Annotated in this window: 23 protein-coding genes; 5 read left to right on the forward strand and 18 right to left on the reverse strand. The window is 45.3% G+C overall.

The window, feature by feature from the left end; genetic code table 11:
• Window positions 1–61: 61 nt before the first annotated feature.
• Window positions 62–526 (reverse strand): phosphohistidine phosphatase SixA, encoded by a 465-nt coding sequence (gene sixA / locus L0991_09175; protein ID XGB61610.1) that lies wholly within the window; start codon window positions 524–526, stop codon window positions 62–64.
• Window positions 527–831: 305 nt separating this feature from the next.
• Between sixA and L0991_09180 the strand changes: the two genes are divergently transcribed.
• On the forward strand, window positions 832–3,609 hold the full coding sequence (locus L0991_09180) for an insulinase family protein (GenBank protein XGB61611.1): 2,778 nt from the start codon (window positions 832–834) through the stop codon (window positions 3,607–3,609).
• 256 nt (window positions 3,610–3,865) lie between these two features.
• Here L0991_09180 and fadJ read toward each other — a convergent pair whose 3' ends face one another.
• A complete protein-coding gene (gene fadJ, locus L0991_09185) occupies window positions 3,866–6,082 on the reverse strand; it encodes a fatty acid oxidation complex subunit alpha FadJ (protein XGB61612.1) in 2,217 nt (738 codons plus the stop codon).
• The gene (gene fadI / locus L0991_09190) at window positions 6,082–7,389 is read right to left on the reverse strand and encodes an acetyl-CoA C-acyltransferase FadI (protein XGB61613.1); all 1,308 of its coding nucleotides are present in this window, start codon (window positions 7,387–7,389) and stop codon (window positions 6,082–6,084) included. Before fadI ends, fadJ begins: the two co-directional genes overlap by 1 nt.
• A 562-nt stretch (window positions 7,390–7,951) precedes the next feature.
• Here fadI and L0991_09195 point away from each other — a divergent pair.
• The 4 genes from L0991_09195 (at window position 7,952) to L0991_09210 (ending at window position 12,401) form a co-directional block, all read left to right on the forward strand.
• Window positions 7,952–8,500: a sigma-70 family RNA polymerase sigma factor gene (locus L0991_09195; protein XGB63878.1), complete on the forward strand. Its 549-nt coding sequence runs from the start codon at window positions 7,952–7,954 to the stop codon at window positions 8,498–8,500.
• Window positions 8,493–9,221: a DUF3379 domain-containing protein gene (locus tag L0991_09200; GenBank protein ID XGB61614.1), complete on the forward strand. Its 729-nt coding sequence runs from the start codon at window positions 8,493–8,495 to the stop codon at window positions 9,219–9,221. The genes L0991_09195 and L0991_09200 overlap by 8 nt, the downstream gene beginning before the upstream one ends.
• 297 nt (window positions 9,222–9,518) lie before the next feature.
• Window positions 9,519–10,781: an outer membrane protein transport protein gene (locus tag L0991_09205; GenBank protein ID XGB61615.1), complete on the forward strand. Its 1,263-nt coding sequence runs from the start codon at window positions 9,519–9,521 to the stop codon at window positions 10,779–10,781.
• Between the two features lie 297 nt (window positions 10,782–11,078).
• The gene (locus L0991_09210; GenBank protein XGB61616.1) at window positions 11,079–12,401 is read left to right on the forward strand and encodes an outer membrane protein transport protein; all 1,323 of its coding nucleotides are present in this window, start codon (window positions 11,079–11,081) and stop codon (window positions 12,399–12,401) included.
• A 95-nt stretch (window positions 12,402–12,496) separates the two neighbouring features.
• Here L0991_09210 and L0991_09215 read toward each other — a convergent pair whose 3' ends face one another.
• The 15 genes from L0991_09215 to L0991_09285 form a co-directional block, all read right to left on the reverse strand.
• The gene (locus L0991_09215) at window positions 12,497–13,279 is read right to left on the reverse strand and encodes an MlaA family lipoprotein (GenBank protein ID XGB61617.1); all 783 of its coding nucleotides are present in this window, start codon (window positions 13,277–13,279) and stop codon (window positions 12,497–12,499) included.
• A 118-nt stretch (window positions 13,280–13,397) separates the two neighbouring features.
• A complete protein-coding gene (gene ccmI / locus L0991_09220; GenBank protein ID XGB61618.1) occupies window positions 13,398–14,618 on the reverse strand; it encodes a c-type cytochrome biogenesis protein CcmI in 1,221 nt (406 codons plus the stop codon).
• Window positions 14,618–15,109 (reverse strand): cytochrome c-type biogenesis protein CcmH, encoded by a 492-nt coding sequence (locus L0991_09225; GenBank protein XGB61619.1) that lies wholly within the window; start codon window positions 15,107–15,109, stop codon window positions 14,618–14,620. Before L0991_09225 ends, ccmI begins: the two co-directional genes overlap by 1 nt.
• Entirely contained in the window at window positions 15,106–15,657 is a 552-nt protein-coding gene (locus L0991_09230) for a DsbE family thiol:disulfide interchange protein (GenBank protein XGB61620.1), read from the reverse strand. Before L0991_09230 ends, L0991_09225 begins: the two co-directional genes overlap by 4 nt.
• Before the next feature lie 5 nt (window positions 15,658–15,662).
• Window positions 15,663–17,633, reverse strand: coding sequence for a heme lyase CcmF/NrfE family subunit (locus tag L0991_09235; protein ID XGB61621.1), 1,971 nt, complete (start codon window positions 17,631–17,633; stop codon window positions 15,663–15,665).
• Complete coding sequence (ccmE, locus tag L0991_09240; GenBank protein ID XGB61622.1) at window positions 17,630–18,112, reverse strand: cytochrome c maturation protein CcmE; 483 nt, start codon at window positions 18,110–18,112, stop codon at window positions 17,630–17,632. Before ccmE ends, L0991_09235 begins: the two co-directional genes overlap by 4 nt.
• The gene (gene ccmD, locus L0991_09245; GenBank protein XGB61623.1) at window positions 18,109–18,315 is read right to left on the reverse strand and encodes a heme exporter protein CcmD; all 207 of its coding nucleotides are present in this window, start codon (window positions 18,313–18,315) and stop codon (window positions 18,109–18,111) included. The genes ccmE and ccmD overlap by 4 nt, the downstream gene beginning before the upstream one ends.
• A 14-nt stretch (window positions 18,316–18,329) precedes the next feature.
• A complete protein-coding gene (locus L0991_09250) occupies window positions 18,330–19,070 on the reverse strand; it encodes a heme ABC transporter permease (GenBank protein XGB61624.1) in 741 nt (246 codons plus the stop codon).
• A 147-nt stretch (window positions 19,071–19,217) separates the two neighbouring features.
• The gene (ccmB, locus tag L0991_09255) at window positions 19,218–19,886 is read right to left on the reverse strand and encodes a heme exporter protein CcmB (GenBank protein ID XGB61625.1); all 669 of its coding nucleotides are present in this window, start codon (window positions 19,884–19,886) and stop codon (window positions 19,218–19,220) included.
• A 1-nt stretch (window position 19,887) separates the two neighbouring features.
• Window positions 19,888–20,505: a cytochrome c biogenesis heme-transporting ATPase CcmA gene (gene ccmA / locus L0991_09260; GenBank protein XGB61626.1), complete on the reverse strand. Its 618-nt coding sequence runs from the start codon at window positions 20,503–20,505 to the stop codon at window positions 19,888–19,890.
• A 276-nt stretch (window positions 20,506–20,781) separates the two neighbouring features.
• On the reverse strand, window positions 20,782–21,294 hold the full coding sequence (locus L0991_09265) for a DUF2802 domain-containing protein (protein ID XGB61627.1): 513 nt from the start codon (window positions 21,292–21,294) through the stop codon (window positions 20,782–20,784).
• Window positions 21,294–21,788 (reverse strand): chemotaxis protein CheW, encoded by a 495-nt coding sequence (locus tag L0991_09270; protein XGB61628.1) that lies wholly within the window; start codon window positions 21,786–21,788, stop codon window positions 21,294–21,296. The genes L0991_09265 and L0991_09270 overlap by 1 nt, the downstream gene beginning before the upstream one ends.
• A gap of 70 nt (window positions 21,789–21,858) precedes the next feature.
• Window positions 21,859–23,016: a chemotaxis protein CheW gene (locus tag L0991_09275; protein XGB61629.1), complete on the reverse strand. Its 1,158-nt coding sequence runs from the start codon at window positions 23,014–23,016 to the stop codon at window positions 21,859–21,861.
• Window positions 23,003–23,785 (reverse strand): ParA family protein, encoded by a 783-nt coding sequence (locus L0991_09280; protein ID XGB61630.1) that lies wholly within the window; start codon window positions 23,783–23,785, stop codon window positions 23,003–23,005. Before L0991_09280 ends, L0991_09275 begins: the two co-directional genes overlap by 14 nt.
• Window positions 23,786–23,795: 10 nt before the next feature.
• Window positions 23,796–24,914, reverse strand: coding sequence for a chemotaxis response regulator protein-glutamate methylesterase (locus L0991_09285; protein XGB61631.1), 1,119 nt, complete (start codon window positions 24,912–24,914; stop codon window positions 23,796–23,798).
• Window positions 24,915–24,926 lie beyond the last annotated feature (12 nt).

Below are 24,926 nucleotides of genomic sequence, written 5' to 3' on the forward strand. Positions count from 1 at the left end.
TCAATTACTGAGGTGCCCTTTTCTATTCTGGCTGTCGCTCTATGTTCTATCAAACCCTAAGTTATGGGTTGATGTTCCACAGCAGCTCGCCTTTTTGTGTCTCAAGGTCGAATTCAATACACGCTAAACCTGATGTTGGGAACATCGGTGGCGCCATACCGGTTGCGAACTCAGCAGTTAAGTAGCCCACTAGAGGTAAATGAGAAACAAATAAAATGGTCTCTAGTTTTTCTACTTCAGCCATTGCCACGGTCAAATCAAACACATCGTCAGACATTCCATAAGGCGTGATGTCATCGCAGGTTTCCACTTTCTTTCCAGAAAACGCCTGAGAGATCTCTAACCACGTTTCTTGTGCCCTTAAGTATGGGCTCACTAGTACTTTATCGAACTGGCTGATGCCCTGCTCGTTTGCAGCTTGAGCCACCGCAAGAGACGCCATTTTACCGCGCTTAGTTAACGCTCGTTCTGCGTCCGAGTTAGCAAAATGTTCTGCTTCACCGTGGCGCATTATGAATATTTTCATGTTCAGTCCTGTCTACGTAACATTTCGAAAGTCGATATATCCCATATCAGCGATACGCTACTTAGCGTTTGGCCCTCAATCCAGAGGGAGCCGCAGTCTATATAAATAATTATATCAAGTCACTTGCTAAAGAGTTCGACTTTCTTAACAATCTTGTTAAAAGAAAATAAATCACTGATAAAAATCGACAAAGTGATTCAGAAGTCGCCAAAAAAGCACTTCATATCCCAAAATATGATCACAAGGTTTGCACGCCGAACCATCGGGTACATAATTTAAAAACCACCTTCTTCGGAGATGCTCCAGTGCATTTAAGCCCCAATGATGAACATCAATACCGTTACCTCACCTTACATAACGGATTGCGAGTACTTTTGGTTCAAGACCATAGCGCTCAAAAAGCTGCAGCTGCACTCGCCGTTAATGTCGGGCATTTTGATGATCCTGCCGACCGAGAAGGTTTAGCGCATTACCTAGAGCATATGCTATTTCTAGGAACTGAAAAGTATCCAAAGGTCGGAGAGTTCCAAAGCTTTATCAGCCAACATGGTGGCAGCAATAATGCCTGGACTGGAACAGAGCACACCTGCTTCTTTTTTGACGTTGAATTGAATGCTTTTGAGTCCGCTCTCGATCGCTTTAGCCAATTCTTTACCGCCCCTCTATTTAACGAAGAGGCGCTAGATAAAGAGCGCCAAGCCGTTGATTCAGAATACAAGATGAAACTCAACGACGATGCGCGACGCCTTTATCAAGTTACCAAAGAGCTGGTTAATCACAACCACCCATTCTCGAAGTTTTCTGTCGGTAATATCGATACGTTAGGTGACAGAAATGGCGTCACCATTCGCGAAGAAATTCTCACATTCCACCAGCAACAGTACTCTGCAGACCTAATGACCCTGACGCTATCTGGCAATCAATCATTAGATGAGATGCAAAACTGGGTTGAGGAGCGCTTTAGCTCCATCCCCAATCACAACCTTCAAGGCAAAAAGGTTGAGGTGCCAATTGTTGGCGAATTGAGTACTGGAGTTCAGGTACACGTAGAACCGATTAAGGATGTCCGCAAACTTACTTTAACCTTCCCTATGCCGAGCATGGATGAACACTACGGTGTCAAACCACTGTCATTCTTTGCACACCTATTAGGTTACGAAGGTGAAGGCAGTTTGATGATGCAGCTCAAAGAGAAAGGCTGGATAACATCACTCTCTGCTGGCGGTGGCGCTAGCGGCAGTAACTATCGTGATTTCACGGTGAGTTGCTCACTAACTATCGAAGGCTTAACCAAAGCAGACCACATCATCCAAGCGGTGTTCCAATATATCAAGTTGATTGAACAACAAGGCATTGAAGAGTGGCGTTACCTTGAAAAACGTGCCGTTTTAGAATCCGCTTTCCGTTTTCAAGAGCCAGCAAGACCGCTCGATGTCGTCAGCCATTTGGTTATCAACATGCAGCACTATCAAGAACAAGATGTGGTGTATGGCGACTATAAAATGTCGCATTTCGACGAAGATCTACAACGTTCACTGCTTCCTTACTTAACCGTCGACAATATGCGTGCGACCATTATTGCCAAAGGTTTTGAATATGACAGAGAAGCAAAATGGTACTTTACGCCTTACTCGGTGACTCCTTTTACGGGTGAGCAAATACAATGCTTCACCTGCATTAATCCCGGTTGGCAGTTTGAGCTACCCGGTAAAAACCCGTTTATTTGCTACGACTTAGACCCAGCAGAACTTGAAGGCGACGCTGAGCATCCGCAGCTATTACAAGAGCTCGATGGTTTTAAGCTGTGGCACCTACAGGATCACCAGTTCAGAGTACCAAAGGGCGTGGTGTATATCGCCATCGATAGTCCACACTCGGTCGCTAGCCCAAGAAATATCGTTAAAACACGCTTATGTGTCGAGATGTTCTTAGATTCTCTGGAAAAAGAGACCTATCAAGCAGAAATAGCGGGCATGGGTTATAACATGTATACCCATCAAGGTGGCGTCACACTGACACTCTCAGGATTCAGCGAAAAGCAGCCACAACTGCTCAATATGATCCTAGAGCGCTTTCAGGCACGCGACTTTAGTCCAACACGCTTCGACACCATTAAGCATCAACTGCTTAGAAACTGGAATAATGCGTCGCAAGACCGCCCCATTTCGCAACTGTTTAACGCAATGACGGGTATTTTACAGCCCAACAACCCACCTTATGCGGTGCTCATTGAAGCGCTCGAGACGATTGAAGTTGATGAACTTTCCTCATTTGTTCAATCCATTTTGGCTGAGCTGCATGTTGAGATGTTTGTGTATGGTGATTGGCGACAAGCAGACGCTCACAAGATGGCTGAAACACTCAAGGATGCACTGCGAGTTCAAGATCAGGCTTATGAAGAGTCACTACGTCCACTGATCATGTTGGGTGAAAACGGTAGTTTCCAACGTGAAGTGGTCTGCAATCAAGATGATTCGGCGATCGTGGTTTATTATCAATGCCCAGATATTTCGCCAAAGAATATTGCACTGTATTCGTTAGCTAACCATTTGATGTCTGCGACGTTCTTCCATGAAATACGCACTAAGCAGCAACTGGGCTACATGGTTGGCACCGGTAACATGCCACTCAATCGACATCCTGGGATTGTGCTTTATGTACAATCACCGAATGCAGCCCCTGCTGACTTGCTTGTCTCGATCGATGAGTTTCTCAACGCCTTTTACATGGTATTGTTGGAACTGAACGACTACCAATGGCACAGCAGTAAGCGAGGTCTTTGGAATCAAATATCAACACCAGATACGACATTGCGAGGGCGAGCTCAGCGCTTATGGGTCGCGATAGGTAATAAGGACTTGGAATTCAATCAGAGAGAACGAGTACTAGAAGAGCTCAAAGGGCTCACTCGCTCAGATATGATGCGTTTTGTGGTCAGCCAGCTTAAGCCGCGAACTGCTAACCGACTGATTATGCACGCTCACGGAAACGCTCATAGCGAAGAAGAGAAACTATCTGCAGGTGTCGAGATTGGCTCTATTGATGAGTTCCAGTTGCGCCCGAAAGATACTGAGCTTGGCTAATTAACGGGATAACAATAAAAAAGCAGATCTCCTATTACGCTCCTTCGTCGCTTGAGGAGATGACGTTAGTTTTGATTGAGATGCGTTTGATTACCATTCTGTAAAGCACAATAGCTTACAGAATAAATAACTCTCCCCGTCATTCCCGAGAAGGAGGAACGACTGAGTCGGGAATCTCACATATTCCAAACTGCCCAGAAACAAAAAGCCCGCATCAACTGCTTGATACGGGCTCAATATTTAGTTGACTAGAGAATTACTTGTAGAAAGATTCATCCAGACCAGCTCGTGTCAGTAGGCCATCACATGGTGCGAAGCGATCGCCATACTTAACAGCAAAGTCGTTCATCATCTCAACCAGTGACTTAATACCAATTTGCTCCATGTAACGGAACGGACCGCCCAGGAATGGAGGGAAACCAATACCGAAGATAGCACCAATATCGCCATCACGAGGGCTGCGGATAATGCCTTCATCTAGACAACGAACCGCTTCATTCAGCATAGGTAACACGCAACGCATTGCGATGTCGTTATCACTTAGTTTCGGCTCAGGTTGTAGCTTAAGTAGCTTGTAAACAGACTTGTCGACTTCCTTCTTCTTACCTTTGTAAGTGTAGAAACCTTTACCGCTCTTACGGCCTTTACGGTTGTCATTCAGAAGAATGTCGAACACATCAGGGCCTTGGAAACGGTCACCTAACTCATTAACTAGAATCGGGATGATCTTAGCACCAATATCCACACCCACCTCATCTAGCAAGGTAATTGGACCAACTGGGAAACCAAAATCTAGCAGTGCACTATCCAGTTTTTCAATCGGCTCATTCGCTAGTAGCAGATGCGCCGCTTCATTCATGTATGGAGCAAGAATACGGTTTACGTAGAAACCTGCCGTGTCTTTAACAACAATCGGCGTTTTACCTTGCTTCTTCGCCAATGCTACTACCGTCGAGATAGTCTCTTCTGATGTTGTTTCATGAGGGATAACCTCAACTAGTGGCATTTTCTCTGCAGGGCTGAAGTAGTGAAGACCTACCACGTTTTCAGGGCGCTTCGCCTTCTCTGCAATCTTGTGGATTGGCAATGATGAAGTATTCGTCGCGAAGATAGTCTCTGGCTTCGCATTTTGTTCAATGTCTGCAACCATTGACTGCTTAAGGTCAAGATCTTCAAACACCGCTTCGATCACTACGTCTGTGTGGTTAAAGCTCGTAAAGTCGATACCACCAGAAAGCTGAAGCATCTTACTTTCAAGACCTGCACGGCTCAGAATACGACGTTTGCGCTGCTTATCGAATAACTTGTAGTTGTAGTTAAGCGCGTTCAAGACACCATCATTTGATACATCTTTAATACGAACCGGTACTTTTGCTTTAGCTACGCTCACATGGCTAATACCTGCGCCCATAAGCCCGCCGCCTAACACACCAACGCGCTTAACCGCTTTTGGTTCTGCGTCTGCACCGTGTTCTTTCTTCATTTCAGTGGTTGCAAAGAAGATAGAACGAAGCGCTTTTGACTCAGATGTCATGACCAGCTCAGAGAAACGCTTAGCTTCGTACTGAAGCCCTTTTTCAAAGCCGTTCTCTAGGCCGTAACGAATCACATCAAGAATCGCGTCAGCTGCTGGGTAGTTACCACGAGTTTTCTGATTAGTCTTCTTCGCAGCTTGTTCGAAAATCACTTTACGACCAAGGCTGTTGCGAGAGATAAGTTTCTCTTTCGTCGAAGCTTGGCTCTTAGAAGCAAGGCGCTTACCTTTTTTGCTACCCGTATTCTTTTCAACGTAGCTTTTCGCTACTTCAAGCAAAATCGTATCTGGGACACAAGCATCCACAACGCCGAGCGATTTTGCTTTCTTAGCACGCAGCTGCTTACCAGTAAGAATTAGGTCAAGTGACGGTAGCAAACCAATTAAACGAGGCAGGCGTTGCGTACCACCAGAACCTGGTAGTAAACCTAGCTGAACTTCAGGCAGACCAAGGCGCGTCTTATCTGAATCGGTACACACACGGTAGTCACACGCTAATGCGAGCTCTAAACCGCCACCAAGACACGGACCATGAATTGCAGCAACAACTGGGTAAGGAAGATCAGACAACGCTTGGAACATCTCCTGACCTTGTCGTGCTAGAGATTGTGCTTCATCAGCGGTTTTACACGCATCCAGCATTCGAACGTCTGCACCCGCGATAAAGTTATCTGGCTTAAGAGAGTGAACAATTAGGCCTTTAACACGGCTTTGTTTTTCTTTTAGCTGTTCAAAGATCGCTTTCATCTCTTCAGCAAAAGCCGCTTGTAGCGTGTTCATTTTCTCGCCTGGTACATCAATCGCTAGCCAAGCAATGTCTTGGTCATCGATATTAAGAGAGAATGCGGTCGCTTTCTTTTTCGGTGCTTCAGTCACTGGAGTTGACTCCGCGTTAGTGACTACTTCTTTTTCTGTTGTTGCATCAAGAGTCGTAGACATTATTCTACCTCCAAGATCATTGCTGCACCTAAACCACCAGCTGCACACGCTGTATTCAGTGCCAAGCCGCCACCGCGACGTTTTAATTCACGTAATGTTTGAGTCATCATACGCGCGCCAGTTGCTGCAAACGGGTGACCGTAAGCAATTGAACTGCCCAGCACGTTGAACTTATCCATATCAATCTCACCGATCGCTTTATCACGACCAAGATTCTTCTGTGCGAACTCATCACTAGCAAACATTTTCACATTCGCTAGAACTTGGGCTGCAAAGGCTTCATGCATCTCGATAAGTGTAAGGTCCGATAGCTCTAAGCCAGTATTTTTCAATACTTGCGAGGTCGCGTAAGTCGGGCCCATTAGCATATCCGTTTCAACACCAATCGCTGAGAACGCATAGCCACGAATATAACCCAGCACTTCTAAGCCTAGTTCTTTCGCTTTGCCTTCGCGCATCAACATCACAGCTGCACCGCCATCAGTCAGCGGCGTTGCATTCGCAGCAGTCACACTGCCGTATTTTCTATCGAACGCAGGGCGAAGTTTGGCGTAACCTTCAACCGTAGAGTCATGACGAATGTTGTTATCTTCCGCTAGGTACTTTTTGTACGGTGCCGGAAATGCCGTCATTACTTCATCTTTAATCTTGCCTTCTTTCCATGCTTGAGAAGCCAAAGAGTGAGAACGGTGAGCAAGCGCATCTTGAGCTTCACGAGTAATACCGTGTGTCTTTGCCATCTGCTCAGCGGTTTGGCCCATCGATAAACCAGTCGAGTATTCAGCAACCGCAGGCGGAACTGGCATCAAGTCTTTCACTGAAAGTGTTTTGAGGATTTTCAGCTTTTGGCCCATGGTTTTCGTTTTGCTCAGCGCTAGTAAGTTAGCGGCAAGCTTTTTAGATACACCAATCGGCAATACAGAAGAAGAATCTGCACCACCAGCAATACCGACATCAATCGTGCCAGCCATAATGCTTTCAGTCACATTAACTGCAGCTTGGAAGCTGGTCGCACATGCTCGAGTCACACTGTAGGCATCAGTATTGATATCCATGCCTGTGCCCAACACGATTTCACGCGCGATGTTCGGTGCTTCTGGCATTTGCACTACTTGGCCGAACACGACTTGTTCGATAAGCGCAGGATCGACATCAGTTCTTGCAAGCATTTCGCTCACAACCATTTTGCCTAAGTCGACCGCAGGCACTTGACTAAATTCTGTGCTCTGACGAGCGAATGGGGTTCGTAATCCAGCGACAACGGCAACACGTTCTCCAGAACGCGTTTTGACTTCCTGTTTGCCCATGGTTTCTCCTTAAAGTTAAGAGGTCTGACCTGAAGCATTGTAAAGAAGTTGTTAATTAAATCAAACGAGCGTTTAAATAAACGTGATACGAGTATCTCACTGTCTGAAAATATAACTGCAAATTCAGGCGAACCTTTTGGGGTGAAAGGTTGTCGTAAGATACTAAACTATTGTAAGTAAAGACTGTTATAGCGGTGTAGGAGATTGGTTTTCTTGAGGCAAAAAAAAACCACACAATACTGTGTGGTCGGAATGTGTATAAAGCAATTAACTTAACGCCAATTGAAATAATCAGTTTCCTGATTAGGAGAAAGTAAAGTCAGCCTTCAAAAGGAAGTGCCGTCTTGCTCAACATGCTAGCCACGAATGACTAACTAGACGACAAGGTGTACTATAACTTTTTCAGGGTCTTAGATTTTGAAGTAGATCAATTTTAATGTGATTTTACGATTTCCTGCCGCTCGTTCGCTCTAAAGACGAAACAGATTATAAAACGAAGCACAACGTATAGAGGACAGCTATACGCAGAGCAATTATGGAGGCTCGTGTGTCAATAATAAAAATGTTTGGAAAGAAAAAAGCCAAGCGTCCGGTCAACTCTGATATGGACAAACAAAGAAAATACGAAGCACTCGTACGTGCCTATCATCGTGACCTTTTTCGCTACGCCTATTGGTTATGCAAAGACAAAAGCATTGCCGAAGATTTAGTGCAAGAAACTTGCCTTCGTGCTTGGAAATCACTCGATAGCCTACAAGATGAAAAAGCCGCGAAGTCTTGGCTGATTACTATCTTGCGCCGCGAGAATGCTCGACGTTTTGAACGCAAACAGTTTGATCTGGTTGATATCGACGATCATGGTAATGATGCTAGTGTCAGTGATGACCCGCACCATCAACACCAATGGTTGCAAGTCCAGATCATGAAACTTGAAATTGATTACCGTGAACCTCTCTTCTTACAAGTGATTGGTGGTTTTAGTGGTGACGAGATCGCGGATATTCTGGATCTCAACAAAAACACGGTGATGACACGTTTATTCAGAGCTCGAAACCAATTGAAAGAGATGCTGGATACAGAAGAAGCAGAGAGGGGGCAACATAATGGATGATTTAGAATTTCGTCGTCGTGTATTGTCGGAACCTAAACAGCGCACACAAGATATTGTTGATGCAGCCGCGAGCAGTGAAGCTAACAGTAACTTTTTAGATGACGTACTATCGCTTGATAAACAGATCCACTCTGCAATGAATGTAGACGTGCCAGATGATCTTGCCGATCGCATTCTGTTCAATCAAACCTCAAGCGAAGAGAGCAAAGTCGTAAGGCCTACGTTTGCGAGACGTGCAATGGCGATGGCTGCTTCTGTAGCGTTTGTTGCTGGCCTATTGGTTGGCCAAGTAAACTGGGGGAATGCATTAGTATCTCCAGCACAAGCAAGCTTGGCTGATACAGCGATGAAACATGTTATCGATGAAAAAAGCTTTGTGAGCACCATCGATGAACAAGTTACATCACAGCAAATCAATGCAAAAATGAACCCATTTGCTTTTCAGTTTGATGAAGCTTTCCCATACCACGTCTATTACCTGAACCATTGTGGTTTTGGGAAGTCTAACGCAGTGCACATGGTATTCCAGGGTGAAAAAGGCAAAGTTACGCTATTTCTAACTAGCATCCCGACAGACAAACCGGTCGACTTTGACGAAAAAGGAATGTCAGGTTCGGTAACGCCAATTGATAACAGCAGTTTGATACTCGTTGGTGAAAATGGCGAGGATGTTTCTAAAATCTCAGAAAAGCTGACAAAAATGATCAAACCGATGAGCTAATCAGCTCTCAAAGCCCCTCAATTAAAGGCCCAGCAATTATATTCTTGATATTGCTGGGCTTTATTTATAAATAAAACGCCAATCCATTCACAAAACAAATAACTCTAGAGTTAAAACTCTAAAAAACAGCATTTAGCACCATTTTCGTGCCAGATAGGCGTCATTTCCATAATTTTCCACTCAAATTTTCCAATGGTCGGATTTGTATATCGTATACTTGCGAATAGGATCAGCCACCATTGAGCAATTGCTCAAATTAATCGCCCTGTAGAGGCGGATATATAAAGGAATAAATGAATGACTACCAACAACACGCGTCTGTTTAAAAAGTCTCTTTTAGCAGTAACAATTACACTGGCGTCTTCGCAAGCGATGGCAGCAGGTTTCCAACTTAACGCACAATCAGCAACCGGTATTGGCCGTGCTTTCGCTGGTGATGCAGTAATCGCAGATAACGCGTCAGTAATGGCACGTAACCCTGCTGCAATGGCACTATTTGACAAAACCGAGCTATCTCTTGGTTTTGAAACAATCACTTCAATGATTGAAGTAAAAGATGCTAGCTACAACACTCTTGGCGGCGCTATGCCGGTAGATAACGTTGATGATGTTGGTGATACTTCAGTGGCTCCAAACATCCACCTCATTGTTCCTGTTAACGAAAAATTTGCTTGGGGTGTTAACGCTTACTCTAACTTCGGTACTAAAACTGAATTCTCAGATGATTACCTAGCTAGCGAATATGGCGGTTTAACCGATGTAATGAGCATCAACTTCGGTCTTGCAGGCTCTTACCGTCTAAACGACCAATGGAGCTTTGGTGCAGGTCTTGACCTGATCTACGGTGAAGGCACAATGAAGCGTACTGCTGGTGTAGGCTTTGGCCCAGCCGCAGGACAAAAACTACTTGACGTAGATGGTGCAACTGGTTGGGCTGTTGGCTTCAACGTAGGTACAGTTTACGAGCTCGATGAAAACAACCGTTTTGGTTTATCTTACCGTTACAGCCCTGAATTCACTGCAGAAGATGACAATGGTCAAGAAATCACATTACCTCTACCAGATATGGCAGAGTTCTCTGGTTTCCACAAAATTGAAGACACTAAATTCGCTGTTCACTACTCTGTTCAATGGATTGGCTGGAGTGCATTCGACTCGATTGATTTCGAGAAGTTAGATCCTACTCAATCGACACTAGCTTACGCATTAAGCGGCGGCACAGGTGCATACCAGAAAGATTACAAATGGCAAGATGGTTGGCACTACGCTATTGGTGGTACATACTACCTGAACACTGATTGGACGCTTCGTGCTGGTTACATGTACGACACAAGTGCACAAGATTCACTAACTTCTATCTCTGTACCAGATTCAGATCGTCAGTGGTTCTCTGCTGGTTTCACATACCACATTAATACCGACTCTAACGTAGACTTTGGTTTCACTTACCTACTAGGCGATGATACTAAAGTTGAAGAAAGCTTAGGCGCAACTTCTGTTAGCGCAACAACGCACGCTGATGCAATCCTACTAGGCCTACAATACAGCCGCAGCTTCTAATATAAGCTAGGTTATAAATCCCCAAAGGGTCGCTTTATGCGACCCTTTTTTATTGTCTAAACTACTGACCAACATCAATTTAAGCTTACAGCTGTAGCCTACATAGGCTATTTATAGCTACAAGTGTACGCTCAAATCCGATAACACACTCGAAACATTCAGACTATTAACCTAATAATTAGTCATATTTTGTCATTTAATCCCTAAAACACTGTTTTACTCGAATTTCATTTTTAAAGTAATGACTCTAAAAGTAGAATCACGCCACTAAATACTTATGATTCAGCGAACATAATAATGAAAATGAATAAGACTCTTCTATCTACTGCAGTGGCAGTTGGACTACTTTCAACTTCTACTGTGACTCAAGCAGCAGGCTTTCAACTGGCAGAATACTCAGCAACAGGCCTAGGTCGTGCATACGCTGGTGAAGCAGCAATGGCTGACGGTGCAGACGCACAATGGCGTAACCCTGCAATGCTAACTTATCTAGAAGGTACTCAAGTTTCAGTTGGTGGTATCTACGTAAACCCAAACATTGATGTCAAAGGTGAGGTAAACCACGCACACCCAGCGCTAGGTACTAGCCAAGCATCTTCAAATGATTTCGCTGATGACGCGATCATTCCGAACCTTTACATTTCTCATCGTTACAACGAGAAGTTTGCGATCGGTTTTGCCTTTGGTACTAACTACGGCATGGAAACTAACCTAGGCGACGACTTCAATGCTTCTCACTTCGGTAATGAAGCAAGCGTAATCACTAAAGAAGCGAACCTTAATTTTGCTTACCAAGTGATTGAGCAAGTTAGTATCGGTGGTGGTATTCGCTACGTGATGGGCGAAGGTAGCTTTGGCGCGACTGCACCAGCAAAAAATGCTATTGGTCTTGATTCAAACAAGATGCCAATCTCAGTACCTGCAGGTACAACACTTAAATACATGGAAGGTGATGACACAGCTTGGGGCTGGCAAGTTGGTACCGCTTGGCAGATCAATGAGAACAACCGTATCGGCTTCGCTTATAAATCAGAGGTTGAGTTTAAACTAGAAGGTCACGCTGAAGGTATTGGTTTTGGCTTGAATCCAGGTCAACGCGACAACGGTCATATGATGCTAGCTCTTCCAGCTACGGCAGAGCTTGCGAGCTTCCATCAGCTAACAGAAACATTAGCCGTTCACGCTAGCTTCAACTGGACTGATTGGAGCTCTTTCGAGAAACTGCAGGCAGAGTTAAACAACTACGGTAGCCAAACGGTTAAAGTAGAAAACTGGGAAGACAACTACCGACTAGCTCTAGGCGCGACTTACCAAGTTGACCCTAAACTAGCACTGCGTACAGGTGTAGCTTACGATACTTCTGCAGTAAGTGACAAAAACCGTACTATCACGATTCCAGAAACAGATCGCACTTGGTTAAGTATTGGTGCTGGTTACCAATGGTCTGAGCAACTTTCATTAGACGCTGGTTTCACTTACATCATTGCTAAAGATGCGCCAATCACTGAGTCTCGTGGTTATGCATCTGACGACGCTGCAGAAGCAGTTGGCGGTCAATTTGTTGGTACAACAACGGGTAATGTTTGGCTAGTTGGTGTACAAGCTAACTACCGCTTCTAATCTGATTGACTTAACCTAAAGTCATAAGCATTAAAAAGGCTCGATGTTGTTTTCAACATCGAGCCTTTCTTTTATCGGTTTCCTAAATCGTGTTTCTAGTAATCTTCTAGATAACCATCGATGAAATCTTCTTCTTCAAGATCCACCTCTTCTGGTTCAATCTCAGCTTTAAAATCACGACGTTGGATGTAGACATCACGTGTTAACGCGTATGGGTCTGGAGAATCGTCCAGCAGCGCTTCTTGAGAAACTAACTGAGCACGTGTTTCCATACCTTCGAAAGCCCATTTGCCTAAGCTCGCCCAAAAGTTCAAGAAAGACAGAGGAACATACAGACCATCAACGGTTTCAGTCACTTCACGTGTTGTTAAAGGACCATAACCTGGCACCATAAAGTACGGACCATTCCCTACTCCGTAATGACCGATCGCATCAGAGAAGGACTTATCATCATATTTGGTGATCCCGGCTTCGCTGGCGATATCGATTAAGCCTAGCAGGCCAAATGTCGAGTTAATCCAAAACCGGTTAAAGTGGTCGAGCGCCTTCTCACCATTACCCATGATGAGGTTATTCACCATACTTGATGGTTCGTCTAAGTTGGCTAGAAAGTTGGAGATACCAGAACGCACCGGCACAGGAGTGTAGTCAACATAAGCGAGAGAAACAGGGCGAACCAAATAAGGATCTAAATACTCGTAGTTAATATTCCACATCGCTCGGTTGAAACCTTCAAAAGGATCATTCGGGTGGGACTCTTCGACGTATTCAGAGGTTTCGAGATTATCATTATTGCTTTCATCTGGCGCGCTAGAGCAGCCCACCGTTAAGCTTGTGATAAAGAGTAAACTCGAGAGTCTTAAAACACTGATAGACATATCACCTTTTCCATAAGGAATAATAAAAAAGGCCAGCAATCGCTGGCCTCAATTGTTTGCGTAAGTCTATACCGTTTGTTTATAAATCGGAATAGCTAACACCTATGCAAAATGATGATTAATATTGCTTATTGATATTAATGGTCACAGATTCACCCAATTCAACCACTTCACTCTCACCGTACCAATCACCATCGCGAGTTGAAACGTTACCATCTGTATCAAGCCTAGCTCTAACCATCAGAGTTTCAAGGCTAGACAGCTTTTGACCTTGCATCATGCTGTTACCATCATCCAGTACAACCGTACGAGGGAAAGAGCCCAACGGGTAACGAGCTGCGGCGATAGGCATTGGCGAACCATCCGCTCGGTGTACAGAGACAACTAGCACTGAATTAGGATCCGCGTTCACATCAGCAGACAGATCAAGCGTTACTGCTACACTCTTGCCTTGGTCAACACCCATTGCATCGCCCATTTTCTTCTGAGCACTTTCGATGCTGCGAGAAAGCATTTCATAACGGCTGTCTTGTGGACCGATCATCTGTTGCATGATGCTCCAGTACTTAACCGCACCTGGGTAATCTTGACGCTCAAATGCATCGAATGCGAGTAGCGAGAACACACGAAGATCAACGTAATCGTTTTGAACCAAACGACTTAGAAGCAAGCGAGCTTGGTTTTGCTCTGCCTCATCTGGAGACAACATCAGTGCTTGTGCAAAACCAAGTTGAACGTCTTCGTCTTTAGGCTCTAGCTTATAAGCACGCTCCATCGCATCAATCGCGGTTTGTGCATCACGGTTAGCCAGCGCGATACGACCTAGTAGCAACCAACCCGTTGAATCTTTTGGTTGGTAATGCAAGCGAGTACGTAGTGCTAGTGTCAAATCTTCAAGTTCATCATCAGTTAGCGTACCACCTTCTGATGACATTAGCTTTTTGGATAGCTCAGGAAGGTTATTGCTGACCTCTTGCCAATGTTGAACCTTGTCTAGCGCACCAAACTTAAAGTACATACCGTAGGTAACTGCAACAACCAAAATGATTGACGGAACAACCACGCCAAGCGTCGAGATATGAGTCTTTTTCATCTCTTGCTTAGCAGGAACATCATCAAGCAGAGATTGTTTCAAATCAGCGATCAGCTCCTGTTGGTTATCAACAAGACCTTCTTCTGCTTCTACTTCTAACTCATCAAGGCGATCTTTGTAGAATGCTTTGTTCAATTCATCGCGAAGCACATCATCGTTGTTTGCCTTTTTATTGATAAAAGGCAGAACAATCATCAAGATTGCCGCTAGCGAAAGAATAATGGTCGAAACCCAAAATAGAGTCATTACTGTTTATCTCCGTCGTTCTCTTCGTCGAGTAACGCTTTTAAACGTGCTTCTTTATCTGCATTCCAGTCTTTATCTGACTCTGTTGCCGCTTGTGATTTTGACTTTCTGCTTCGTAAAATGATCAAGCCAAATCCAAACACAACCACTGCAAATGGACCAATCCAAAGGATCGACGTCGCAAGTGTTAGTGGCGGATTGTAAGTCACGAAGTTACCGTAACGAGCAATCATGTAATCGATGATGTCTTGCTTCGACTTACCATCTTTTGTCATCTCGTACACCTTCTGGCGCAAGTCGACCGCTAATTCAGCATTCGAGTCACCAATCGTGTTGTTCTGACATTTAGGACAACGCAGCGTGTTGCTCAGCTCTTTAAACTGCTGTTCTTGGTCAGCGTTATCGAATTCATGAAATTCGATAGGCGCTGCAGACACAGTCGCTGAAATCGCAAACGTAGCAAATAAAGTAATCAGAGCCTTCTTAATCATTTCGCTTCCTCCAACAACTCGTTGTACATCGGCTCAAGTGTCGATGCCCAGTTCGTTGGGTTCACATCACCCACATGTCGATAGCGAACGACACCGTTAGCGTCGATTAGGAAAGTCTCCGGAGCACCATAAACGCCAAGGTCTAGACCTAGCATGCCGTTGCCGTCGAACAGACTGATCAGGTATGGGTTACCCAACTCTTTTAGCCAACCCACAGCCTTATTACGATCATCTTTATAGTTCAAACCAATGATCTTAACGCCCTTGTCAGCAAGCTTGTTCAAGTATGAGTGCTCTGCGTAACAAGTAGGACACCAAGTAGCCCACACATTAAGCAGTAGAGGTTCGCCCTTGAAGATCGCTTGATCGTGAAGCTTACCTGGTTGCTCTAAGTCTTCTAGATCAAACTGAGGTACTGGTTTACCAATTAATACCGATTCAAGTTTAGTCGGGTCATCGCCCGACTGATTGCGCACTAATTGCGTTGCAAAGATTCCCGCTAGAACCATGAACGCAATCAATGGAATGAATAAAATCTTTTTGTTCATTCGAGTTAAGCCTCCTGCTCTTTAGCCGACTTTTTAGATGGCTTACGGAAACGGTAACGACGGTCACTGATAGCAATAGCACCACCAAGAGACATGATCAAAGAACCCGCCCAGATCCAACGTACAAACGGTTTGTAGTAGATACGTACAGCCCAAGATTTGTTGTCGTCTAAACGTTCACCCATAGCGATGTAAAGGTCACGTGTTACGCCACGATCAATCGCCGCTTCTGTCATCATAGACTTAGCTGTTGTGTAGAAACGTTTTTCTGCGTGAAGCGTGTTGATGTACTTGCCTTCTTTTGTGATGTCAAAATCAGCAATGTAGCCATCGTAGTTTGGACCATCTTTGTCACGAACACCCGTAAATAGGAAGTCGTACTCTTCAAGCTGGTAGCTCTCACCCGGTGCTAGACGAACATCACGTTCAATACTGTAGTTCTGTACCATCGCGATACCAATTACAGTTACCGCTAAACCGATGTGACCACACACCATAGCCCAGTGACTGCGTGGTAGCTTAGTCAGACCTTTCATAAACGTATGACGGTGAGTCGCACGCTCATGCAGTTCGAAGCCATGCATGAAGATGATCCAGAATGCCATCACCCAGCCTGCAAACGCAGTACCACTGAAGCGATCAGCTAGTACCGTCACCAATAGCGCACTCAAACCTAGCGAGAATACACCCGAAATAACCATTGGCTTAACAAGCTTAGATAGGTTGTCACGCTTCCAACGGATAAGAGGACCGATACCCAACAGGAACGAGAACGGAATCATTAACCAGAAGAACAACATGTCGAAGAATGGCGCACCGATAGATACCGAGCCCAAACCTAACTGTTTGTGAACGAGTGGTAGCAGAGTACCAACTAACACCACCACTAGCGCAGCAATCAACAGGATGTTGTTACCTAGTAGTGCGTTTTCACGTGAGACTAGATCGAAGTTACCACGAACACGTACTGATGCACCTTTCACTGCGAACAGCAATAGTGAACCACCGATAACGAAGACTAAGAAGCCTAGAATAAACATACCGCGAGCCGGATCCGACGCGAACGCGTGAACCGATACCAAGATGCCCGAACGAACTAAGAAAGTGCCTAGTAAGCTCAATGAGAATGCAGAAATTGCAAGTAGTACTGTCCAAGCTTTAAACGTGCCGCGCTTTTCTGTAACCGCAAGCGAGTGCATTAGCGCTGTACCTGCCAGCCAAGGCATGAACGATGCGTTTTCTACTGGATCCCAGAACCACCAGCCACCCCAGCCAAGTTCGTAGTAAGCCCACCAAGAACCTAGAGCGATACCAATTGTTAGGAACAACCAAGCCGCAATTGTCCAAGGACGAGACCAACGAGCCCAAGCCGTATCCAAACGACCACTCATTAGAGAAGCGATAGCAAAAGAGAATGCTACTGAGAAACCTACATAACCCATGTAAAGCATCGGTGGGTGAATAATCAAACCCGGATCTTGCAGTAGCGGGTTCAAGTCACGACCATCAACAGGGAAGAAAGGCAGTGTACGTAGGAATGGGTTAGACGTTACGATAATGAACAGCAAGAAGCCGACAGTGATCAAACCCATGATAGCCAATACGCGAGCCACAGACTCTTGAGGCATTCCACGGCTGAATGTCGCTACTGCTACCGTCCAACCTGCTTGGATAAGTACCCAAAGCAACAATGAACCTTCGTGTGCACCCCAAACGGCCGTAATTCGGTAGTACCAAGGTAGTTGGCTGTTTGAGTTACTTGCAACGTATTGAATCGTAAAATCATTTGTGTAAAACGCGTAACACAAGATAAAAAACGAAATCGCTAAGAATCCGAACATACCCCACGACAAAGGTCGTGCGCTGTTCATCAGTAATGTATTATTTCGAGCGGCTCCATACAGTGGGAGCACGCTTAGCAGCAATGCAAGTCCCAAGGACAGGATCATCGCAAAATGGCCGATCTCGGCTATCATTGAGCTTTTCCTTCTTTTTGTTCAGTCGTGTATTGCAAAGGCTCATGTGTTTTCTTCATTGCTTCCGCAACTTCAGAAGGCATGTACTCTTCATCGTGCTTTGCCAACACCTCAAACGCTTCGATTGTCGTTGCGTCTTTTAAGACACCTTGAGCAACAATACCTTGGCCTTCACGGAAAAGATCAGGAAGGATACCATCGTATAAGATTGTTACTTTAGGGCCGACATCAGCTAAATCGAAGCTAACTCGCAATGATTCGTTATCACGGCTCACAGAACCAACGACAACCATGCCACCAATGCGTAGGCGTTGACCAACTTCAGGTTTCTTACCATCTTTACCATTAACAAGTTCAGTTGGTGTGTAGAACAGATCCATGTTCTGGTTAAGTGCATAAACAATCAATCCAACAGTTGCACTGATACCAAAAAAGATCGCTAAGACAATGCCCAGCCTCTTTTTGCGTCTTGGGTTCATAGAGTGTTCTCCATATTTTTTGCTGCATCGATACGAGCTTGACGGTCAACCTTAGCTTGTACTTCAGTTAGTAATTGCTTACCACGACGAACGCTTACCACGAGTAAGATGATCATCGAGAGAAATGTGATTCCAAATGCACTCCATACGTATGAGGCGTAACCACCCATGGCAAAGAAATCACTCAAAGATTCAAAATACATAATTACCTACCCTACTACGCTTTATCAGCCGCAAGCTTGCGAACCCATGGACGATGACTTTCTTTGCTGATGATTTCGTTACGGAAACGAATCATGGTCAGAGCGCCAAAGAAAAAAGCGAAGCCGAAGATGTTAAGAAGAAGCGGCCATAACATGTCACTTGAAATCGAAGGTTTTGCGAACTTAGTGATCGTCGCACCTTGATGAAGTGTGTTCCACCACTCTACCGAGAAGTGAATGATAGGGAGGTTAATCACGCCAACAATAGCCAAAATACCAGCCGCTTTTGCTGCTGTTTTTTGGTCATCAAACGCGTGGTGCAGTGCAATTACACCTAGGTATAGGAATAGAAGAATCAACTCTGAGGTTAGGCGTGCATCCCAAACCCACCAAGCGCCCCACATTGGCTTACCCCAAACTGCACCAGTCAGTAGTGCGATAAAGGTAAACACAGCGCCTATCGGTGCCATCGCCAACGCCGCCATGTCAGATAGTCTTACCTGCCATACCAATCCAATGAATGCTGCGATCGCCATCGACATGTATACGCCCATCGACCAAATGGCAGAAGGAACGTGAATGTAGATAATTCGGAAACTATCACCCTGTTGATAATCAGAAGGTGCGAACGCAAGGCCCCACACCGTACCAACGGATAGACACAATAGCGCTAGGATTGAGAACCACGGCAGAAGTTTACCAGCAAGCTGGTATGACGTTTCTGCTTTGGCATAGGGATGGAGCCATTTCCACATGTTGTAATCTCACTCTTACTTCATATTGCTTACAGCTACTAAAGCTATAATTATAATAATATATTTGTTCTGCTATTTGTTTTGCTGACTCTATGAGTCTCATCGAACACTTTGGTTCACTTTAGCTATACGATATTGGTACCGTTATCAGTTCACACTCACGCGAAGTGCGGCACTGATCGCAAAAGGAGTTAGCGTCATTGCGCCCATCAACATGGCGCCGAGAATCGCTAATTGACCATTGTATGCAACGCCCAACGCCGCAGCGTCAATCGCTGACGTTGCGAAAATCAAAATAGGGATGTACAGCGGCAAAATTAGCAGGCTCAGTAACACCCCGCCCTTCTGCAACCCAACCGTCAAAGCAACACCAATCGCCCCAATAAAGCTCAAGGCAGGCGTTCCGACAAGCAGAGTCATCACAACAGAGAGCCAAGTGTCAAAATCCAATGACAACAAAACAGCCAACAATGGGCTAATTAAAATTAATGGTAACCCGGTCAATAACCAGTGTGCTATGACCTTGGACAATACTACCAACTGCAACGGGATGGGCATCAGCATCATCTGTTCAAGGGCGCCATCTTGAAAATCATCACGAAATAGGCGCTCAAGAGAGAGCAATGCAGAAAGCAACGCGGCAACCCAAACAATACCCGCAGCAATACGTGCAAGTAGGTTTGGCTCTGGGCCGATACTCAAAGGGAAAAGCGTGATAACAATAATGAAGAACCACAGCGGGTTAAAGATATCCGCCTGGCGTCGAAAAGCGATAAGCAGCTCACGTCGGATAATCGTGGTCATTGAAGAGATCATATTACTCACCCAACTTTATTTTTCTTAGTTTCGGGCTATCAGCAAACATATCTTGGTGGGTAGTGAGTAGCACAATCCCACCGTTATCCGCATGCTGAGAAAAAAGCGATTCTAGAACCTTCACGCCCTGCTTATCAATCGCAGTCAACGGTTCGTCGAGAATCCACAACATCTGCTTACTCAACCAAAGACGAGCTAAAGCTACGCGACGCTGTTGGCCAGCAGACAATTGACCCGCAGGCACATCTTCTCGGCCTGCAAGCCCTACCTGAGCAAGCGCTTGATAAAGCTCTTCCTTGTTCGTTTCTCCACAATGGATTGACTGGTAGAAACTGAGGTTCTCATAAGCGCTAAGCTCACGTTTTACGCCAGTTTGATGGCCAAGAAAAAGCAGATTTTGATGATACACATCTCGACTTGATTCGATTGGCTCGCCATCCCAAGAGATAGTGCCTTCGTCACGATCACCTAAACCAGTTATAATCCTAAGGAGTGTCGTTTTTCCTGTACCGTTTCGACCTTCAACTTGAACCAGTTCTCCTGGCTTCAATTGAAAAGACAACGATTCAAACAGAACCCTTTCGTCACGAATAGCAGTTAAATTTGAGACTTCTAGCATAGGTAAATTTAGTCGAGTAATGAGAGGGGTATAGTAGCACACCAATATGGTGACAAAACAGGACTAGGCGTTTTCAGTAGAACAAAGTCGGTAAGAAACTGTTACTACTGCATCACAATTTACACATTTTGACCAAAAATGAGATATTGCAATAGTAACAAGCACTTATAAACATCGTTCTATAAACAGTTACTCAGGCACAAAAAAAGAAGCCGAAGCTTCTTTTTAGAGGAGTGTGTAACAAACAGCATGTGTTTATCACGAGTAGCGCTCAATTTAACGGCGTCGAGGTGGATCCCTGCGATCACGAGAGGCGGTGGGATGCTCATCAAACGAGGAAGGGTCGCTTCGTAATGAAGGAATTTTCTCTTTACCGGCAAGCTTATTCTGCAGAGACATCATAAGCTCAGCTTCAGCTTTAGGTAATTCACATTCTTCAATTAACTCGTTAATCCCAGCGCCAAGCTGAACCATTTTCGTTGCACGAGTGTACAAACGTCCATCGGTATCCGCATGTTCCAGTTCGACAATACGTTCATTCAGGTGTTTGATTAGATCTTGTTGTTCAGTCACTTTCTGGCCAAGGCCAACCACAACAGAGCGAACTTCTAGCAATTGCTTACTCGACTTTTGTAGCTCTTTGTCCAAGTTTCGGACTTGCAGACGTGATTGATCCAATTGCTTTTGAATCGCACTTTTTACTTTGCTAATCAAAATCACAATGAATAACGTAAAAAACCCAACTCCAGCAATCAGTGCAGCAGGGCTTAAAGGAAGCGCTTCAAACATTATAGGTGAGCCATCTCATCCCATTCGTCTTCGCTTAGTAGTTTGTTCAAATCTACTAAGATAAGCAGCTTGCCATCGCGGTTGCTTACGCCCTGGATGAACTTCGCGCTTTCATCAGTACCAACACTTGGTGTTGTATCGATTTCAGAAGAACGTAGGTAAACCACTTCAGCAACGCTATCAACCAGGATGCCAATAACTTGACGCTCAGATTCAATAACGATGATACGAGTGTTATCCGTGATTTCACCTTGCATCAAACCAAAGCGAGAGCGAGTGTCGATAACAGTAACAACGTTACCACGTAGGTTAATAATACCTAGAACGTAGTCAGGAGCACCTGGTACCGGAGCAATCTCACTGTAACGCAGTACTTCACGAACTTGCATTACATTGATGCCGTAAGTTTCTTCTTCTAGCTGGAATGTTACCCATTGAAGTACTTCGTCATTCGTTTGATCTTTTCTTACTTCAACTTCACTCATTTGAGACATAGATAATCCTCTTGCCGTCGTTACCGACCACTATTATTAACTTAATGCTTTTGTTGTACCAATCGTGGTACTAGCTCAATGCTTTTACATCTAGCCCTGCATTTAGCATGGCGATTAATGCTTCGACATGGATCAAAGCACACATTTTTTCTTTTACCATACCAGCGAGCCATGGGCGTTTTCCTGCCATTTCTCGCCAACGTACTTTGTCAGTATTCAGCAGTTCGGTGCCTTTAAGCTCAGTGCTTGCAAGCCCCCATAAGCTTTCTCCAAGCATCACTATATATTGATAGTTTTCTTTGTATTCGTCACTGGCTAACTTCTCAGCCATCACCCATTTTGCGGTGTCGACCACATCTAACTGGCTATCTCGGTTGGTTTGTAACCCCAAGTACCAAGATGGTTTGCCAATAATATGATTGACCTCCTCGAGGCGATGGATGCCACCCAGTTCATCTAGCGGTACCGCGAAGGTCACGCCATTGACATCGAAATACAAAACTTGGAAGTCTTCTGTTCGAGCCGTACTTTCCCAAGAAGTAAAATGCCCTGCACCGCCCGCTTGTGTTTCTGGCTCAGTCGCGGACTCAATGTCAGGAGCATCGGCTTCGATTTCAGAAACTTGCTGCTCAACGACTAGAAGCTCTGCTTCTGCTGTTGGTTCTTCGATTGGCTGCAGTTCCACTTGAGGTTCTGTCGCTATCGATAAATCTGGTTCCGGAAGATTCCAGTCTTGAATCTCTGGTTCTAATGAGACTTGAACCGACTCGACCGCTGCATCAAACATTTGCATGTCTGCTTGCTGAGCGATTTTCTGCGTGTTCTGGTCCATCAGTTCATCGAGGTTCAGGTCCTCAACAACATTGGTTGCCTCTAGCCGACTCAGAAGCTTCTGAACGTCCTCTAGATTAGGTACTTCAAACTCAGCTGCACGTATTTCGGCGTAGCTTGAGTGATGACTCGCTAATTGACGCTCTGGCTCTGGCTCTGGCTCTGGCTCTGGCTCTGGCTCTGGCTCTGGCTCTGGCTCTGGCTCTGGCTCTGGCTCTGGCTCTGGCTCTGGCTCTGGCTCTGGCTCTTCAGAATGTGACTCATCATCAGATTCGTCAACTAAAAACTCTTCAGTTTCAAAGCTTTCATCACCTAATAGCGCAGTAAAGTAGTCATCTAGTGCTTGTTCACTCGATAGACCTGGTCTCGCTATTGTTGAATCTTTATTCTCGCTCATTTATCGCCAACCTTTCGAGATAAATAAGCAGCTGTTTATAAGCAAATACACCTCGGCTACCCGACGCAAAGTGAGAGGCTGGCAAGCGCTTTAAGCTTGCATCTCTAAACTTGGTATCAATCGGTACAGCTGATGTCCAAACTTGGTTTGGATAATCATCTTTCAGCTGCGTGAGAGTTTGCAGCGATGCCTTGGTTCGTTTGTCGTACATGGTAGGGACAATCGTCACCTTAAACGGTGTTTTACGAGACTTCTGCATAATGGTTAGCGTGCGAATCATGCGCTCTAAACCTTTCATCGCCAGAAACTCGGTCTGTACCGGAATCAAAATACGATCACTCGCCGCTAAGGCATTCACCATCATCACACCAAGAATTGGCGGACAGTCGATCAACACATAGTCGTAATCACCTTTCAACGCGGCCAAAGCACGCTTCAAGATTAATCCCATGCCGCTTCGATTTCCCATCACACGATCAAGTGTTGCCAGTGACATATGTGCTGGAATGATATCGATGCCTTCAACTTCGGTTTGTAACGTCAATGGTCTAACCGTCTGCGCAGAAAACTCACTAAGCTGAAACAGATCGAACAAGCTAGACTCCACCGTATCTGAGTCGTAACCCAGATAGGTGGTCAGTGATGCATGTGGGTCCGTATCAACCAGCAACACACGGTGCCCTTTTAGAGCAAGCAGGCCTGCCATGGTCACAGTCGTGGTTGTTTTACCAACACCACCTTTTTGGTTTGCAACACTCCAAACAATCATCGCGATTTACCTAAGCTAACCCAACTTCAACCAAGATCCGTTCCGCGATGCGGTCCAGAGGTAGGTCTTCGGTAGAAATGCCAGCTTTTGCTACAGCTTGAGGCATACCATATACAACACAGCTATCTTCATCTTGCGCCCAGACAGTCGAGCCCGCAGTTTTCAACATGCGTGAACCTTCACGACCATCTGCGCCCATGCCAGTCAGTATCATAGACAACACTTTGTCGCCGTAGATCTTAGCTGCAGAGCCGAAAGTCACATCGACACATGGTTTGTAATTCATGCGATCGCCGCCATCAATAATTCTTAGGCGAGCCGAACCTGCACGACCATCAACCATCATCTGCTTGCCGCCCGGAGCAAGGTAAGCAACACCAGGCTTCAACACGTCTCCGTCTTGAGCTTCGCGAACTTCGATCTTACACAAGGTGTTCAAGCGACTAGCAAAAGCCGCAGTGAAAGTCGCAGGCATATGCTGAACTAGCACAATCGGGTGCGGGTAGTTCGCAGGGATGCGCGTTAAAATCTTCTGTAGCGCAACAGGACCGCCAGTCGATGTGCCAATGGCAGTTAATTGATACTTTTTGCCCGAGGCTCTGAACTTCGCAGCGGTTGCTGCAGCAGGTCTAGCGGCTGGAGCAGCATTAGAAACCGGTTGACGCAATGGCGTTGATGTTGACGCTGTTGCTGTCACTCTAGGTGCAATTGGTGCACGACGCATGAAAGCACGTTTAGCCGCAATCTGAATCACACGCTGTTGAAGTAACGCAACGGCATCATCGCGGTTACGTGCGATGTCTTCGAACTTCTTAGGTAGGAAGTCTAAAGCACCTGCATCTAGAGCATCTAATGTCGCTTTAGCACCGTCATGCGTTAGCGATGAAAACATCAAAATAGGCGTTGGAGACGCCGCCATAATTTCACGAACGGCAGTGATACCGTCCATGACAGGCATTTCGATGTCCATGGTAATTACGTCAGGTCTTAGCTGTTTCGCTTTCTCTACCGCTTCCTTACCATTTACCGCAACATCGATGACTTCTAGGCGAGCCTCTGAATTGATGATCTCGCTTACTCGACGACGAAAAAAGCTCGAATCATCAACGACTAATACTTTAATCGCCATATTTATCCTTAA

The sequence above is a fragment of the Vibrio chagasii genome, assembly GCA_041879415.1.
Taxonomy (GTDB): domain Bacteria; phylum Pseudomonadota; class Gammaproteobacteria; order Enterobacterales; family Vibrionaceae; genus Vibrio.